This window comes from Caballeronia sp. LZ029, assembly GCF_031451275.1.
In the GTDB taxonomy this organism is placed as follows: Bacteria; Pseudomonadota; Gammaproteobacteria; order Burkholderiales; family Burkholderiaceae; genus Caballeronia; species Caballeronia jiangsuensis.
On record NZ_JARUXO010000001.1, the window covers coordinates 1,591,600 to 1,604,701 of the forward strand.

The 13,102-nt window shown below is 62.7% G+C and carries 11 protein-coding genes; 4 read left to right on the forward strand and 7 right to left on the reverse strand.

The features are described from left to right. Together QCE73_RS07565 and QCE73_RS07570 are read left to right on the forward strand one after the other, a co-directional pair. Positions 1 to 1,696, forward strand: a 1,696-nt coding sequence (locus tag QCE73_RS07565; protein WP_309880497.1) for a DUF2345 domain-containing protein, incomplete at its 5' end; no start/stop codon positions are given. Between the two features lies 1 nt (position 1,697). Further along, positions 1,698 to 2,300: a hypothetical protein gene (locus QCE73_RS07570; protein ID WP_309880499.1), complete on the forward strand. Its 603-nt coding sequence runs from the start codon at positions 1,698 to 1,700 to the stop codon at positions 2,298 to 2,300. Between the two features lie 158 nt (positions 2,301 to 2,458). Here QCE73_RS07570 and QCE73_RS07575 read toward each other — a convergent pair whose 3' ends face one another. Beyond that, entirely contained in the window at positions 2,459 to 4,831 is a 2,373-nt protein-coding gene (locus QCE73_RS07575; protein ID WP_309880501.1) for an AsmA family protein, read from the reverse strand. Between the two features lie 136 nt (positions 4,832 to 4,967). Here QCE73_RS07575 and QCE73_RS07580 point away from each other — a divergent pair, with 136 nt between their 5' ends. Both QCE73_RS07580 and QCE73_RS07585 read left to right on the forward strand, forming a co-directional pair. Continuing rightward, positions 4,968 to 5,687, forward strand: a complete 720-nt coding sequence (locus QCE73_RS07580) for an ATP-binding cassette domain-containing protein (RefSeq protein ID WP_309880502.1) — start codon at positions 4,968 to 4,970, stop codon at positions 5,685 to 5,687. After that, positions 5,684 to 6,499 (forward strand): ABC transporter permease, encoded by an 816-nt coding sequence (locus QCE73_RS07585; RefSeq protein WP_187604645.1) that lies wholly within the window; start codon positions 5,684 to 5,686, stop codon positions 6,497 to 6,499. Before QCE73_RS07580 ends, QCE73_RS07585 begins: the two co-directional genes overlap by 4 nt. A gap of 1 nt (position 6,500) precedes the next feature. Here QCE73_RS07585 and QCE73_RS07590 read toward each other — a convergent pair whose 3' ends face one another. The 6 genes from QCE73_RS07590 to QCE73_RS07615 form a co-directional block, all read right to left on the reverse strand. Beyond that, positions 6,501 to 6,977, reverse strand: coding sequence for a VOC family protein (locus QCE73_RS07590; RefSeq protein ID WP_187604644.1), 477 nt, complete (start codon positions 6,975 to 6,977; stop codon positions 6,501 to 6,503). 29 nt (positions 6,978 to 7,006) lie between these two features. Then, a complete protein-coding gene (locus tag QCE73_RS07595) occupies positions 7,007 to 7,477 on the reverse strand; it encodes a VOC family protein (protein WP_035507810.1) in 471 nt (156 codons plus the stop codon). A 132-nt stretch (positions 7,478 to 7,609) separates the two neighbouring features. Continuing rightward, positions 7,610 to 9,547, reverse strand: a complete 1,938-nt coding sequence (locus QCE73_RS07600) for a response regulator (RefSeq protein WP_309880505.1) — start codon at positions 9,545 to 9,547, stop codon at positions 7,610 to 7,612. 74 nt (positions 9,548 to 9,621) lie between these two features. After that, positions 9,622 to 10,086: a response regulator gene (locus tag QCE73_RS07605; RefSeq protein WP_035507806.1), complete on the reverse strand. Its 465-nt coding sequence runs from the start codon at positions 10,084 to 10,086 to the stop codon at positions 9,622 to 9,624. Beyond that, positions 10,079 to 12,448 (reverse strand): ATP-binding protein, encoded by a 2,370-nt coding sequence (locus tag QCE73_RS07610; protein WP_309880508.1) that lies wholly within the window; start codon positions 12,446 to 12,448, stop codon positions 10,079 to 10,081. Before QCE73_RS07610 ends, QCE73_RS07605 begins: the two co-directional genes overlap by 8 nt. Continuing rightward, the gene (locus QCE73_RS07615) at positions 12,448 to 13,077 is read right to left on the reverse strand and encodes a biliverdin-producing heme oxygenase (protein WP_309880509.1); all 630 of its coding nucleotides are present in this window, start codon (positions 13,075 to 13,077) and stop codon (positions 12,448 to 12,450) included. Before QCE73_RS07615 ends, QCE73_RS07610 begins: the two co-directional genes overlap by 1 nt. Between the last annotated feature and the right edge of the window lie 25 nt (positions 13,078 to 13,102).

Below are 13,102 nucleotides of genomic sequence, written 5' to 3' on the forward strand. Positions count from 1 at the left end.
CGTGGAGATCGTGAGCGCGGATGGGTGGATCAATCTCACCGCCGCCAAGGGCGTGCGCATCAATGGCGGTGGGAGCGTCATCGAGATCAGTCCGCAAGGTCTGCGCGGCTTTACCGGTGGAGAGTTCCGGGTTCATGCGGCGAGCCATGCGACAGACGCGCCGCAGGAAAAGCCGATGAAGATGCCGCTGACCGATATCGAAGATGCGAAGGTGGCCGAGCACTTCGTGCTGATCGAACACGGATCGGGCTTTCGGCTTCCTGAGCAACCTTATCGGATTACGCTCGATGACGGTGCTGTTATAAAAGGCAAGACGAATGCGCGGGGCGAAACGTCGTTGGTACTCTCGGCGGCCGTTCAGTTTGCTACGGTAGAGATTTTGCATGTTGACGGCACAGAGAATCCCCTCGGAATTTCGCGTGCCGCGCTGACGCAAAACTCCGATGTCATGGCCTCCCCTCTGCCTTTGACAATGGAAAAACGCGTTCAGAAATTCGGTTCAAAAAATGCTGAAAAGAATCAGAATGAGCCGACAAGTCTAGGCCGATACGCCAGCCTGGCAAAGTGCAGCCCTAACAACTGGGGCATGCGATATTCTGTGGCCCACGACGTTCAAACGGGAAAGCTGGCGTATCCGGTAGCGAGCGAGTATGCAGCAGCGATACATCAATGCCTGCTGGATAAGGTCAAATGGGGCGATGGGTATTTTGGCAAAGATGAAAAACAGGTAAAAGTCGAGCTCGCGTGGCCGATCAGTCCGGACTCGGCGCGCGAGATGTCCAGTTTGATTGCTTCAGTGTTGTACGATGCTCTCACGAGCTCTGTTGGCGGGTTCGCCCTGCCTGACACCGCGTTACCATCAATTAAATTTGAATCTTTCAAGGTCTCAATCGACAACCGAAATATTTCCAACTCACAAGGGGGTTTTACAGCTGCCCGATGGGATCTGTGCATTAATACCGACCGCCTGGACGATATTTTCAAAGGTGATATGAATGATGTAGGTGCTCGCTCGCTGCGCCTTAAAGGTATCCGGACGCTCGCAATGACGCTTTACCACGAAACCAGACATTGCCAGCAAAGTTTCTGGATGTACGCGCTCGCGCAGACGCAGCCCGAAAGTTTCTGTGGTCAGACCGGGAAAGAAAACAAGATATTACCCGACTTACGTAACATTGCGTTCTGGCCCAACGAAGAAGCGATTAATGTGGCTGCCAAACATGTTGTCAAAATAACTGCGAGACAACCTATTCCAGAAAACATTGCGACATTGATCAGCATTAAGAGAATGGCTGTTTCTTATTATTGGTTCTATTTAGGATTCAATCGACAAAATGGTAGCCGTCCGGCATTCGTGAAGGACGAAACCGCAATGGCCGACGAATTGGTAAAAGCAAGAGAATTTGTGATCGATCTAATGAAGCATACCGGCCTCGGAGGGACAGCAGTTGATGTCGACGACATGGCAGTCGGTTCAGTTCGGCGTAACGTCGATTACAGCGGTCGTCCGTGGGAGGATGATGCGTTTTTCAGCGAGGAAGTCGCTGGCTGTTACTGGGATCATCTTAACGTCAGCGGTGAGCTTGTTCTTCCCGAACCTGACGTGTGCAGCCCCAAGTTCGACACGGACAGCCGCACTGCAGAGTACGTCGCACACACAAGTGCCGGCAAAGAACATTCCGAGCGGGAAAAGTGATATGCCCAGCAATCTCAAGATGGCTAGCGCCGAGCAGCAGAGAAAGATCTTGGAGTGGTTGAAGTTTGGCTTGGATTGGGCGCGTGGACGAGCTGATTCAGAGGAATTAATCCGCACATTCGGCAGACCCAAGCTGGACAACGTTGTGAGAAAAGTGCGATCTCTGGATTACTTTCCAGATTTCGCCTCAATTTCTCTGGAATCCAGCATAGATGATGGCAGCGCGAAGGCCTTCACGCTAACAGTCAGCCCCGAACTGGACACCGTTATTCCGAAAGAAAACTATGAGAATATATTGGGGCTACATAGAGTAGTAAGAGGGGAATTGATCGACGGACAGCGCAGAGAGGAAAGCAATTTCTTTAACCCGAATATCGTCCCGAACGGAAACCCTGATATGATAACGTTGATTTATCGGCTCCCACTCCCCGAAGATTCTCCATTCGATGTCTACATAGATATTGACTATTTAGGGAAAAATGAGTTCGACGGACCGGATTTTGACAGCTTGAAACGCGCTACAAACCTGAGGCAGATAACGATTCACCGCTTTCCGCTATTGCTCGAAGAACTGGAGCAGCGCAACCGTGCCAAGCACACGTAGTACTGGTTGCATGAACCTCGGACCGGAATGTTACGCCGAGGCCGTAAGTCGAAAGAATCGCGCAGAACCAGACTAACGCGCTCGAAGCAGTTGATAAAGCGCGGTTCTTAGAAGAACCGCGCGACAGCAGCAAGCAATCGCCAGCCCGCGCCGACCGCTCAACTCCCCCGATACTGCGCCGCACTCGCCGGCGCAGGCGCGGCGGGCTTCTTCGCGCCCTTGTCCTTCGCCGCGCCGCTCGCCGCCGCATCCGACGACATATACGCCGGCGCTGCCTTTGCCTGTTGCTTCTGCCCGGCGGGCGGCGCGCTCGGCGGACGGCCGATATCGGCGAGCATCTGCTGGCACGGCAGCGGCTTGTTGTTGCTCGGCGCGATGAGCGGAATCAGCGCCGCGAACGGATTGATCAGTCCCAGCCCGACCGCGGCGGCGCCCCGCAGCGCAAGCACCGGACTCACGCCGATATGAGGATCCTTGAACGTGCCCTTCACGTACAGCGGCGAGCGCAACGAGAAAATGCGCAGGCCCTTCGTGTGGGGATGGATGCCGAGATCCATGTCCTCGGTCTTGAGATTGATCGTGCCATCGACGTTGATGACCGCGTCGTCCGTATCGAGCGCGAACACGCGTGAATCGAGCACGCCGTCGGTCACGACGAAATCCGCCGCCGCACAGTTGATGTTCACGTCGCGCTTGCCGAAAAGCTTTTCATAGACGACGTTCGCCACGTTCAGCCCGGCGGCCTCCATGTACAGGCGGCTCACGGTGCCCTCCGTGATGAGCGCCTTCACTTCGCCGTTCGATGTCGCCGCGAGCGCCGCGGGCGAGTTGCCCGTGGCCGAGAGCGCAGCATCGCCGTTGACTTCGCCGAGCGCGGACTGCATCGTCTTGACGGTCGGGAAAAGCTGCTTCAGTTTCAGATGCCGCGCCTGCGCCGACACGCGGCCCTTCAGCGGCGTGGTGCTGCCGTCGAGATGAATGTTCGATGCGAGCGAGCCGCCCGCCACGCCGAACTTGAGCGGCTCGAACGAGAGCACGCCATTCGTCATCAGAACATGCGTGTACAGGTTCGTGATCGGCAGATCCGGATCCTTGATGATGCGCTCGCCGGTGAATTTCACGTCGGCGTCGATAGCCTTCCAGCGATCGGTCTTGAACTCCTCCGTCGGCAGCGCCTTCGACGCCGGCTGCTTTTCCGTCTCGCCGCGCTTGGCCTTGCTCGCGTTCGAATCGGCGCCGATGATCGGCGCGAGATCCTTGAACTGCAGCAGATGCGACACGAGTTCGCCCTGCAAGAGCGGTCGCGGCTTCCTGCCCGCATACACGAGCGATCCGTTGATGTCGCTGCCGCCCACGCGCCCGGTGAAGTTCTCGTAATGGAACACGTTGCCGTCTTCGCGGAACTGGCCGGTCAACCGCCCTTCGGTCGCGAACGGCGGCGTCTCGGGCAGCGTCACGCCGGTGAACGGATAGAGATGCGCCATGCTCACGGCCTGAATCCACAGCCGCAGATCGAGCGCGGCCAGATGCGCGGGATCGGTCACGGTGCCGACGAACGCGATATGCGTGTCGCCCAGGCGCACGTCGGCCTGAACCGGGAACGGACGCGTCGCGTCCTGCACGGCGAGCACGCCGCCCAGCTTGCCGTCGCCGGAAACCTTGCCGCCGTTGTAGGTGCCCTTCACGGTCCAGCCGAACGCGTAGGGCGGAATGGGCGGCTTCGGGCCTTCCTTGGTCGTGATGCTCGTATTCGCCGACGTGCTCGCCGGATTCGGCGCGGATGCGTTCGCCGCGGCGGCAGCGGACGCGGCAGACGCCGCCGACGCTTCGGATGCCGCGGCCGCATCGGCCTGTTTATTGAGCTTCGCCGCGCCGCTCTTGCCGACCATCTCCGACGACGACTTCGCGGACGCCGCTTCCTGCTGCTTCATCACATCGCCGATCGGCACGGGCTGCCCGAGCGTATCGACGACGACGTGCATCTCGGCCTTGGTGACTTCATCGCGCACATCGACGGTGCCCTTCGCGAGCGAGATATCGCCGAGCTTGAGATTCCACGTGGACGGTTCGGTGGACTGCTTGAACTTGAACGTCCAGTTGTTGCGATTGTCCTTGAGCCGCTCGATATCGATCGACGGATTCACGAGATTGATCGTCGGCACGACGATGTCGTGCGCGAGCAGCGGCAGCACGGCCACCTGAAAGTCGATCTCGTCGAGCGTTGCGAAGAACTTCTGACGCGTCCAGTCCGGATTCGCGATGGTGATTTTTTCAGCGGAGAAGCGCGGCCACGGCACCCAGCGTTTCCAGCCCGTCTCGTTCGGCGGACGACGCCAGCCTACTTTCAGATCCCCCGTGATTTCGAAGCGGCGGCCGATCGCTTCGGACACTTTGTCATCCACCCAGGGTCGCAGACGGTTCCAGTCGAAGGTCAGGAATATGACCACCAGTATTGCGATCAGAACCGCCAGAACGGCAAAAAACCATGCGACGATCCTTCCGATTTTTCCGGTCGTACTGGCCTGCGGCATGACGGCTCCATCCGTTTTTTCTGATTATGAGTGCGGCAGCACATAGTGTGCCCGCGCGAAACGCGCGCCATGTAGCCGTGGACCGCCGAATGTCCGTAAGATGTCCGCTCGAAGAACGAGACCCCACATAAAAACGATGCCCGACGCGACATCGCCCGCCCTTTCGCCTTCGCCTTCGCCTTCGATCGAGCTCGTCGCCGCGCATGGCGTCGTGCGCCGCGATGCCGTGCGCGGCACCATGCTTCTGCATCCCACGGACTTCACGCTCTACGCGGGTCAACGCGCGGCGATCACCGGGCCATCGGGCTCCGGCAAGAGCGTCTTCCTGCGCACGCTCGCGCTGCTCGATGCGTGCGATGCCGGTCATGTCACGTGGCGCGGCGAGCGCATCGCGCGTTCGCGCATACCGGCTTACCGGCGGCGCGTCGCCTATATCGCGCAGCGGCCCGCGATGCTCGATGGCACTGTCGAAGACAATCTGCGCTATCCGTTCACGCTGAAAACCTATCGGGACGCGCATTTCGATCGCGACACGGCGATGCGGCTCGCGCTGGCTGCCGGACGCGCCCCGGATTTCCTCGACAAGCTCGCGAGCGATCTGTCCGGCGGCGAGGCGCAGATCGCGGCGCTCGTGCGTGTGCTGCAACTCGCGCCCGACGTGCTGCTCCTCGACGAGCCGACCGCATCGCTCGATCCGGCTTCGGCGCGCTCGATCGAAGCGCTCGTTTCCGCCTGGTTCGACGCGGACGCGGAACGCGCATGCATCTGGGTGTCGCACGATCTGGAACAGGCGCGGCGCGTCGCCACACGTCATCTGACGATGAACGCGGGCGTGCTCGGAGGCGATATACGATGAGCGGCTATCAGAACCTCAGTCTCTTCGATATCGGTCTCGCGGCGGCGCTGATCGTCGTCAATGGCGCGCTCTCGGTCGCGCTCGACCTCGGGCTCGAACGCAGGTTGCTGATCGCCGCGGTGCGGACCGTCGTGCAACTGCTGCTGATCGGCTATGTGCTCGGCTGGGTGTTCGCGTTCAGCCGCTGGTATGTGGTGCTGCCGCTGATGGCGCTGATGACGATCATCGCCGGCTTCGCCGCCTCCGGCCGCGGACGGCGGACCTACGCGGGACAGCGCGCGGACAGCATCGTGTCGATCTGGGGCAGTTCGTGGCTGATCGGCGCGTTCGGGCTGTTCGTCGTGATCCGGATTCATCCGTGGTACGAGCCGCAATACGCCATCCCGATTCTCGGCATGATTCTCGGCAACACGCTGACGGGGGTGTCGCTCGGCATCGAGCGCATGACGGAGGAACTGACCGCGGGACGCGCGGCGGTCGAGATGTCGCTTGCGCTCGGCGCGTCACGCTGGGAAGCGGCGCAAGGGCCCGCGCGCCAGGCCGTGCGCGCGGGCATGATTCCGACCCTGAACCAGATGGCCGTGGTCGGGCTCGTCAGCCTGCCGGGCATGATGACGGGCCAGGTCCTGGCCGGGCAGTCGCCGTTGCAGGCGGTGCGGTATCAGATCGTCATCATGTTTCTGATCGCGGCGGCGTCGGGGCTCGGCGTGGTCGGGGCCGTCGTGCTGACGTATCGGCGGCTGTTTTCGAGCGATCACCGGTTCATGGCGTCGAAGCTGATCGAACGAAACGCCCGCAAGCGCGCCGCGTAACTCACTCGCCGTTATAGGCCCGCTCGAGCGTCGGGAGATCGAGCTTGATCATCTCGCGCATCGCTTTCATCGTGCGATCGGCCTTCACCGGGTCCGGGTCCTGCAGCATCTTGAGCAGGCGCCTCGGCGCGATCTGCCACGTCACGCCGAAGCGATCCGTGAGCCAGCCACAGGCCAGCGACTGGCCGCCGTCCAGCAGCTTGTCCCAGTAGTGGTCGATCTCTTCCTGCGTGTCGCATTTGATGAACATCGAGATGGCCGGCGTGAACTTGAACTCCGAGCCGCCGTTCAGCGCCAGGAACGCCTCTCCTTCCAGTTCGAACAGGATGGCGAGCACGCTGCCGACCGGTCCCGGACTGGACTCCGTATGACGCATGATCTCCGTGATGCGCGCATTCCTGAAGGTGTCGACATAAAAGTTCACGGCCTCTTCGGCATTGGCGCTTTCGAACCATAGACAGGGCGAAATCTTGTGCATATGCGGATCTCCGTTGGTGGAATCGTGCGTCACGCGCACGGTTGCTGTCCCATCGCCTGCTTCATTTCTTCCGGCGTGACGTCGCGCGTGTGCGTCGCGACCGACCATTGATGGCCGAACGGGTCTTCCAGGCGCCCGTAGCGATCGCCCCAGAACATGTCGGCGACGGGCATCGTCACTTTCGCGCCGGCGCTTTCGGCCTGCTTCACGGTGGCGTCGGCGTCTTCGACATACAGGTGGATCGTGACCGGCGAGCCCTTCAGCGCCTTCGCACCGACCGAGCCAAATTGCGGGAATTCATCGACGAGCATCAGCATCGAATCGCCGATCTTGACCATGGCATGCATGAGCTTGCCGTCCGGTCCGGGCATGCGGCCCAGCTCGACGGCGTTGAACGCGCGCTTGTAGAACTCGATCGCTTCGGCCGCGCCCGCGCAGACGAGATGCGGGGTCAGCGAATGCATGCCTTCGGGGATCGGCTTGACAGCGGATGTGGACATATCGGCTCCGTGTAGTGAATGAGGCGCGCCGGGTTCGGCGCGGCTCTCATACCCTACAACGAACGGGCAGCCGGTCAATCGACACGACTACCCACACCGCCGTCAAATTTCGTGTACCGGCACGCAGATAGCCTATTTCGAAGACTGCTCCGCGAGCGATTGAATCAGCGCTTCGAGACGCGAGAAATTGACGGGCTTGGTCAGATGATCGCGAAAGCCCGCTTCGCGGCAGCGGCGGATGTCCTCGTCCATGCCGTAGCCCGTGATCGCCACCGAAGGCTTCTCGGGCTGAAAGGTCTGCCATGCGCGGGCGACGTCGAGCCCGCTGCCGTCGGGCAGGCCGATATCGCTGACGAGCAGATCGAACGGCCCGCTCTTCGCGCGCTCCAGCGCCTCCGCGACTGTGACGGCGACCGTCACTTCGTGGCCGAGCATTTCGAGCACCTCGGCCATCGCCGACGACGTCTGCTCGTTGTCCTCCACGAGCAGCACCCTGAGCGCGCGCCCCTGCTCCTGTCTCGCGGCCTCGACCGCCGGCTCGTCCTCGTGCGCGGGCTGAACGCGGGCGAGCGGCAGCGTGAGCGTGAAGCGCGCGCCGGCGTCGCGCCCCTCGCTATGGGCGGAGAGCGTGCCGCCGTGCTTCTGCGCCAGCGTGCTCGCGATCGCGAGGCCGAGGCCCAGGCCGCCGAACGAGCGCGTGATCGAATCGTCGGCCTGCTCGAACGCGGAGAAGATGCGCGGCAGCGCCTCGGCGCTGATGCCGATGCCGCTGTCCGTCACCGAAACCGCGATCGTCGCCGGGTCAGGGTTCCAGGTGCGCACGTCGATGCGCCCGCCCGCCGGCGTGAACTTCACCGCGTTCTTCATCAGGTTCCAGACGATCTGCTGCAGACGGGCCGCGTCGCCGAGCACGATGAAATGGTCCGCATCGAAACGCGTGTCGAGCGTGAGGTCCTTCGTGCGCAGATCGGCCTCGGACATGTCGAGCGCGCTCGTGAGCAAGGTATCGAGCGCGACGCTCGCGAAATTGAGCGACAGCTTGCCGCGCGCGATGCTCGTGAGATCGAGCAGATCGTCGATCAGACGCGCTTCCAGTTCGACATTGCGGCGGATGAGATCGAGCGTCGGATGCGCCTCGCGCGGCAACGAATGCTTCATCTCCAGGAGACGCACGGCCGCGAGGATAGGCGTGAGCGGCGTGCGCAGCTCATGCGACAACACCGCCAGAAAATGGTCCTTCGCGCGATTCGCGGATTCGGCCTGATCTTTCGCGAGGCGCAGCGCGTCGGCGGCCATGTGGGCGTCGGTCGCGTCGCGCACGATCTTCGAGAAGCCGATCAGCTCGTCATGCTCGCTGCGGATCGCGGTCGTCACGCCCGACGCGAAGAACGAATGGCCGTCCTTGCGCCAGAGCCAGCGGTCGTCGCTCGCGCTGCCTTCGCGCCGCGCCGTCTCAAGCTCTGCCTCGAACACGCCCGCTTCGCGGTCTTCCTGCGCATAGAAGATGCTCGCGGACTGGCCGAGCACGTCCTGCGCGGGAAAGCCCAGAATGCGCTCGGACGCCGCGTTCCACGTGCGGATGCGCCCTTCGGGATCGAGCGTGATGACGGCGTAGTCCTTGAGCGCATCGATGAGCAGGCGAAAATGCGTTTCCGTCTCGCGCAGCGCACGCTCGACCGCGATGCGTTGCGCGCGCTCCGCGCTCTCGCGCATCGCCCGGCGCACGACCGCGGGCAGGCGTTGCAGGCGCTGCTTCAGAACGTAATCGGTCGCGCCGCGCTTGAGCATATCGACCGCATGTTCTTCGCCGAGCAAGCCCGACACGAAGATGAACGGCGTGTCCGGCGAGCGCTCGCTCGCGATCGTGAGCGCCTCGATGCCTGAAAAGGTGGGCATCACGAAATCGGCGAGGATCACGTCGAAGCGCTTCTTGTCGAGCTCGCCGATGAAGGCCGCGGAGTCGTACACGATCGATGCATCGACCGCGTAGTCCGCGCGCTCAAGCTGGGCGATCGTCAACTCCGCATCGAGTGCGTTGTCTTCGACGAGAAGCAGATGCAGAGGCTGCATGATCTAGACGTCCTCTTCAAAGGACGCTTGCGGGCCCATCGGACGGGGCGGGTTCGCGAACATGAGCGCTGCGGTCATTGAGTGGACGTCGGCCGCCGAAAGCGCGTCGAACCGGGCGGCGGCTCGTTGAGCACGGCCCAGAATACGCCGAGATCGCCGATCGCCTCGACGAACTCCGCGAATTCCACGGGCTTGACGACGTAGGCGTTCACGCCGAGCTCGTAGCTGCGGATGAGGTCCTGTTCCTCGCGCGAGGACGTCAGCATGACGACCGGCACGCTCTTCAGCGAAGCATTCGAGCGGATCATGTCGAGCACTTCGAGACCGTCGATCTTCGGCAGCTTCAGGTCGAGCAGGATCACGGCCGGATTGCCGGGCGCGCGCTCCTTCCACTCGCCTTCGCAGGTGAGATAGTCGATGGCTTCCTGGCCATCGCGCGCGACGATCACTTCGTTCGCGAGCTGACTCTTGTCGAGCGCGACGAGTGTGAGCTCGAGGTCGTTTGGATTGTCTTCAACGAGCAAAATCGGTTTAAGCATGGTCTTTTCTTGACTTTGTAGCTGGCGCGCCCTGCGTTCCATTCGCATTGCGGAATTCGACAGGCAGCGAGAAATAGAATACCGCGCCCTCTCCCAGCCGGCCTTCGGCCCACGTGCGCCCTTCGTGACGCTCGACGATGCGCCTCACGTTGGCGAGCCCGATGCCCGTGCCTTCGAATTCTTCCGCGCGATGCAGCCGCTGGAACACGCCGAACAGCTTCGCGCCGTACTTCATGTCGAAGCCGACGCCGTTATCGCGCACGCCGATCACGTATTCATCGCCGTCCCGGCTCGCGAATATCTCGATTTTCGCCGATTCCCGCGTCCGCGTATATTTCACCGCGTTCGAAATCAGGTTGCGCAGTGCGAGTTGCAGGAAAGCCGCGTCGCCGGTGACGCGCGGCAGCTCGCCGATGACCCATTCGATGCGCCTTCCCGCGCCTTCCGCCTCGAACTCCTGGACGACGCCGCGCACGAGCTGCCCGAGATCGGCCGGCGCGGGTCTGAGCGCCGCGCGGCCCATCTGCGAGAACGTCAGGAGATCGTCGACGAGCGTGCCCGCGAAGCGCGCCGAATCCAGCATGTTGTTCAGAAAGCGCCGGCTCTTGTCCGACATGCGTTCGCCTTCCTGCTCGCGCAACAGATCGCCGTAACCCGCGATATGGCGCAGCGGCGCGCGCAGGTCGTGCGACACGGAATACGAGAATGCTTCAAGCTCCTTGTTCGCGCGTGCGAGCTCGGTCGCGAGTTCGGCGCGTTCTTCCGCGCGGCGCAGCACGATGTTCAGCAACGCGCCGCGCAATTCGCCGGCAATTTCGAGTTCGCCCTGACGCCACATCGCGGACTGGCCGCGCACCGTTTCGAGCCACGGCGAAAAGTTCGTGCGCGGCGCGCTCGCGCCATCGGCGCCTTCTATCTTGACCGGCTCGCCCGCCCACTTGATGGTCTGCATCACTTCGGGCCTGAACCACAGCAGATAGTTGCGAAAGATCTGCGAGACCGGCACCGCGAGCACGCCGCACGCGTGGTCCTCGTGTCCCTTCGCCGGCGCCCATTCGCGCGCGAGCGAATCCGTCGCCCATACGCCGGACGTGTTCTCCGCGAGCCAGTGCGTGAGCGCGCGCACGGTGTCCTCGTCGGGCGTCGCGCCGAGCAGCGTGATCCGGTCGTCGAAAACGATCGCCGCGCCCGCCGAGCGCGCGAAGCTCAACACGTCCTTCGGCACCGCCTGCAAGCCCGCGACGAAGTTCTCGTGCTCGCCCATCGCGGAAATGAGACGGCCCATCGTGCGGCGCAGCGCGGCCAGATACTCGCCTTCGGCGCGTTCTTCCTTCGCTTCGATCTGCAACGACAGCATGTGACCGAGATGCTCGACCGCGACGCGCGTGTTGAACGGCACGATGCGCGCGTCGTGATCGTGACACGAGACGAGTCCCCACAACTGCCCGCGCACTACGATCGACACCGACATCGATGCATGCGTGCCCATGTTGCGCATGTACTCCAGATGCACCGGCGAGAAACTGCGCAGCGTCGTGTACGTGAGATCGGTCGGACGGCCCGTGATCGGGTTCACGTTCGGCACGAGCCGCGCGGGCGTGTAGTTCACGTCGGCGACGAGGCGGATGCGGTGCTTCAGATACAACGCGCGCGCCTGCCGCGGAATGTCCGATGCGGGGAAAAACTGATGCAGGAACGACGGGTAACCTTCCTCGCGGTCTTCCGCGAGCACGTGGCTGCGGCCTTCCTCGTCGAAGCTGTAGAGCATCACGCGGCCGAAGCCCGTGATCGCGCGCACTTCGCGCACCGCGAGCTCGGCGAGCGCCTGCACGTTCCCCGCGTCCTGAAGGCCGCGCGCGAACGTGCGCACGAGCGGATACATCGATGCGAAGGCGTCGCCGCTGGCTGCGGCGGCTTCCATCTCGACGATGAGCGCGCCCTCATGACGATGCATCGTGACATCGAAGCGCAGCGGATTGTCGGAGGACGAAGCCGTCACGTCGATCGGACCGATGTAGAGCGGCGCATCGTCGAGCGCGGACGTGCCAGCCGCCTGCGCGATGCGTTGCGTGCCCGCCGCGCCGATCACGGCATCGAGCGGCTCGCCGAGCAACGCATCGACGTCCTCGCCTGTCAGCGACGCAAGGTTTTCGCTCGCCTGCACGATGCGCAGATCGTCGGCGAGCACGAGCAGAAAACCGTGCGGCTGGATGCCGCCGGGAATATGAATCGGCTCGGCATCGCAGTCCTTGCCCGCGATGCCCGAACTGAGCGTGCGACGACGCGCCTCGGCATCGGGCGGTCCTTGCGATGCTTCGTGCGAAGCCCTCGCGATAGGCGGCTCGCTTGCGGACTCGTTCATCAGGCCGCTCCCGCTACCGACTGCGAACGCTGCCGGGCATCGTCCGCTTCCGGGCATAGCCACGCGTGCAGGCTTTCGAACGTGGCGATGGCGGCGTTCACCGCGTCGTCGTACTGGCTTTCGGGAACGCTCGCCGCCGCGATCTCGCGAAACGCGTTCCACATGCTGCCGGTGCGCGGGCCGTAGCCTTCGAAATACGCGTTGCCGCGGCCCGGCACGAGATCGAGCCGCTCGGCGACATGAGGCGCGATGAAGCGGCCGCCGAGCGTGCTGCCTTCCATCACGTACATCGAGCCGAACGCACCGCCGATGTTATGCATGCGCGGCAGATCGTCGTGCGAATCGGCGTGTTGTACTGAAGCGCTGCGCTGCGTCTCGCCCGTCAGCGCGACGAGGTCGGCGGCGAGAAGCTGCGCCTTGCGGCGCGCATCGAAAAAGTCCGCGAGCGATGCCGGCATGCACGCCGCGGTCGCATCTTCCCATGGCGCGACGTAACCATAGAATCGTTCGAGCAGCGCGATGTATTCGTCGCCCTGCAGATCGTCCCGCATCAGGTCGAGCGCAGTCTCGAGCCGCGCATGACACGCGGCGGTTTCGTTCTTCAGACGGGACAGAAGGTCGTGTGGCATGTTCCGTTAAGTTGGCTTCGGTCCG

Bases quoted from the DNA above. Each gene is read 5' to 3' on its own strand.
- QCE73_RS07570 (WP_309880499.1), top strand. From the start codon at position 1,698: ATGCCCAGCAATCTCAAGATGGCTAGCGCCGAGCAGCAGAGAAAGATC.
- QCE73_RS07575 (WP_309880501.1), bottom strand. From the start codon at position 4,831: ATGCCGCAGGCCAGTACGACCGGAAAAATCGGAAGGATCGTCGCATGG.
- QCE73_RS07580 (WP_309880502.1), top strand. From the start codon at position 4,968: ATGCCCGACGCGACATCGCCCGCCCTTTCGCCTTCGCCTTCGCCTTCG.
- QCE73_RS07585 (WP_187604645.1), top strand. From the start codon at position 5,684: ATGAGCGGCTATCAGAACCTCAGTCTCTTCGATATCGGTCTCGCGGCG.
- QCE73_RS07590 (WP_187604644.1), bottom strand. From the start codon at position 6,977: ATGCACAAGATTTCGCCCTGTCTATGGTTCGAAAGCGCCAATGCCGAA.
- QCE73_RS07595 (WP_035507810.1), bottom strand. From the start codon at position 7,477: ATGTCCACATCCGCTGTCAAGCCGATCCCCGAAGGCATGCATTCGCTG.
- QCE73_RS07600 (WP_309880505.1), bottom strand. From the start codon at position 9,547: ATGCAGCCTCTGCATCTGCTTCTCGTCGAAGACAACGCACTCGATGCG.
- QCE73_RS07605 (WP_035507806.1), bottom strand. From the start codon at position 10,086: ATGCTTAAACCGATTTTGCTCGTTGAAGACAATCCAAACGACCTCGAG.
- QCE73_RS07610 (WP_309880508.1), bottom strand. From the start codon at position 12,448: ATGAACGAGTCCGCAAGCGAGCCGCCTATCGCGAGGGCTTCGCACGAA.
- QCE73_RS07615 (WP_309880509.1), bottom strand. From the start codon at position 13,077: ATGCCACACGACCTTCTGTCCCGTCTGAAGAACGAAACCGCCGCGTGT.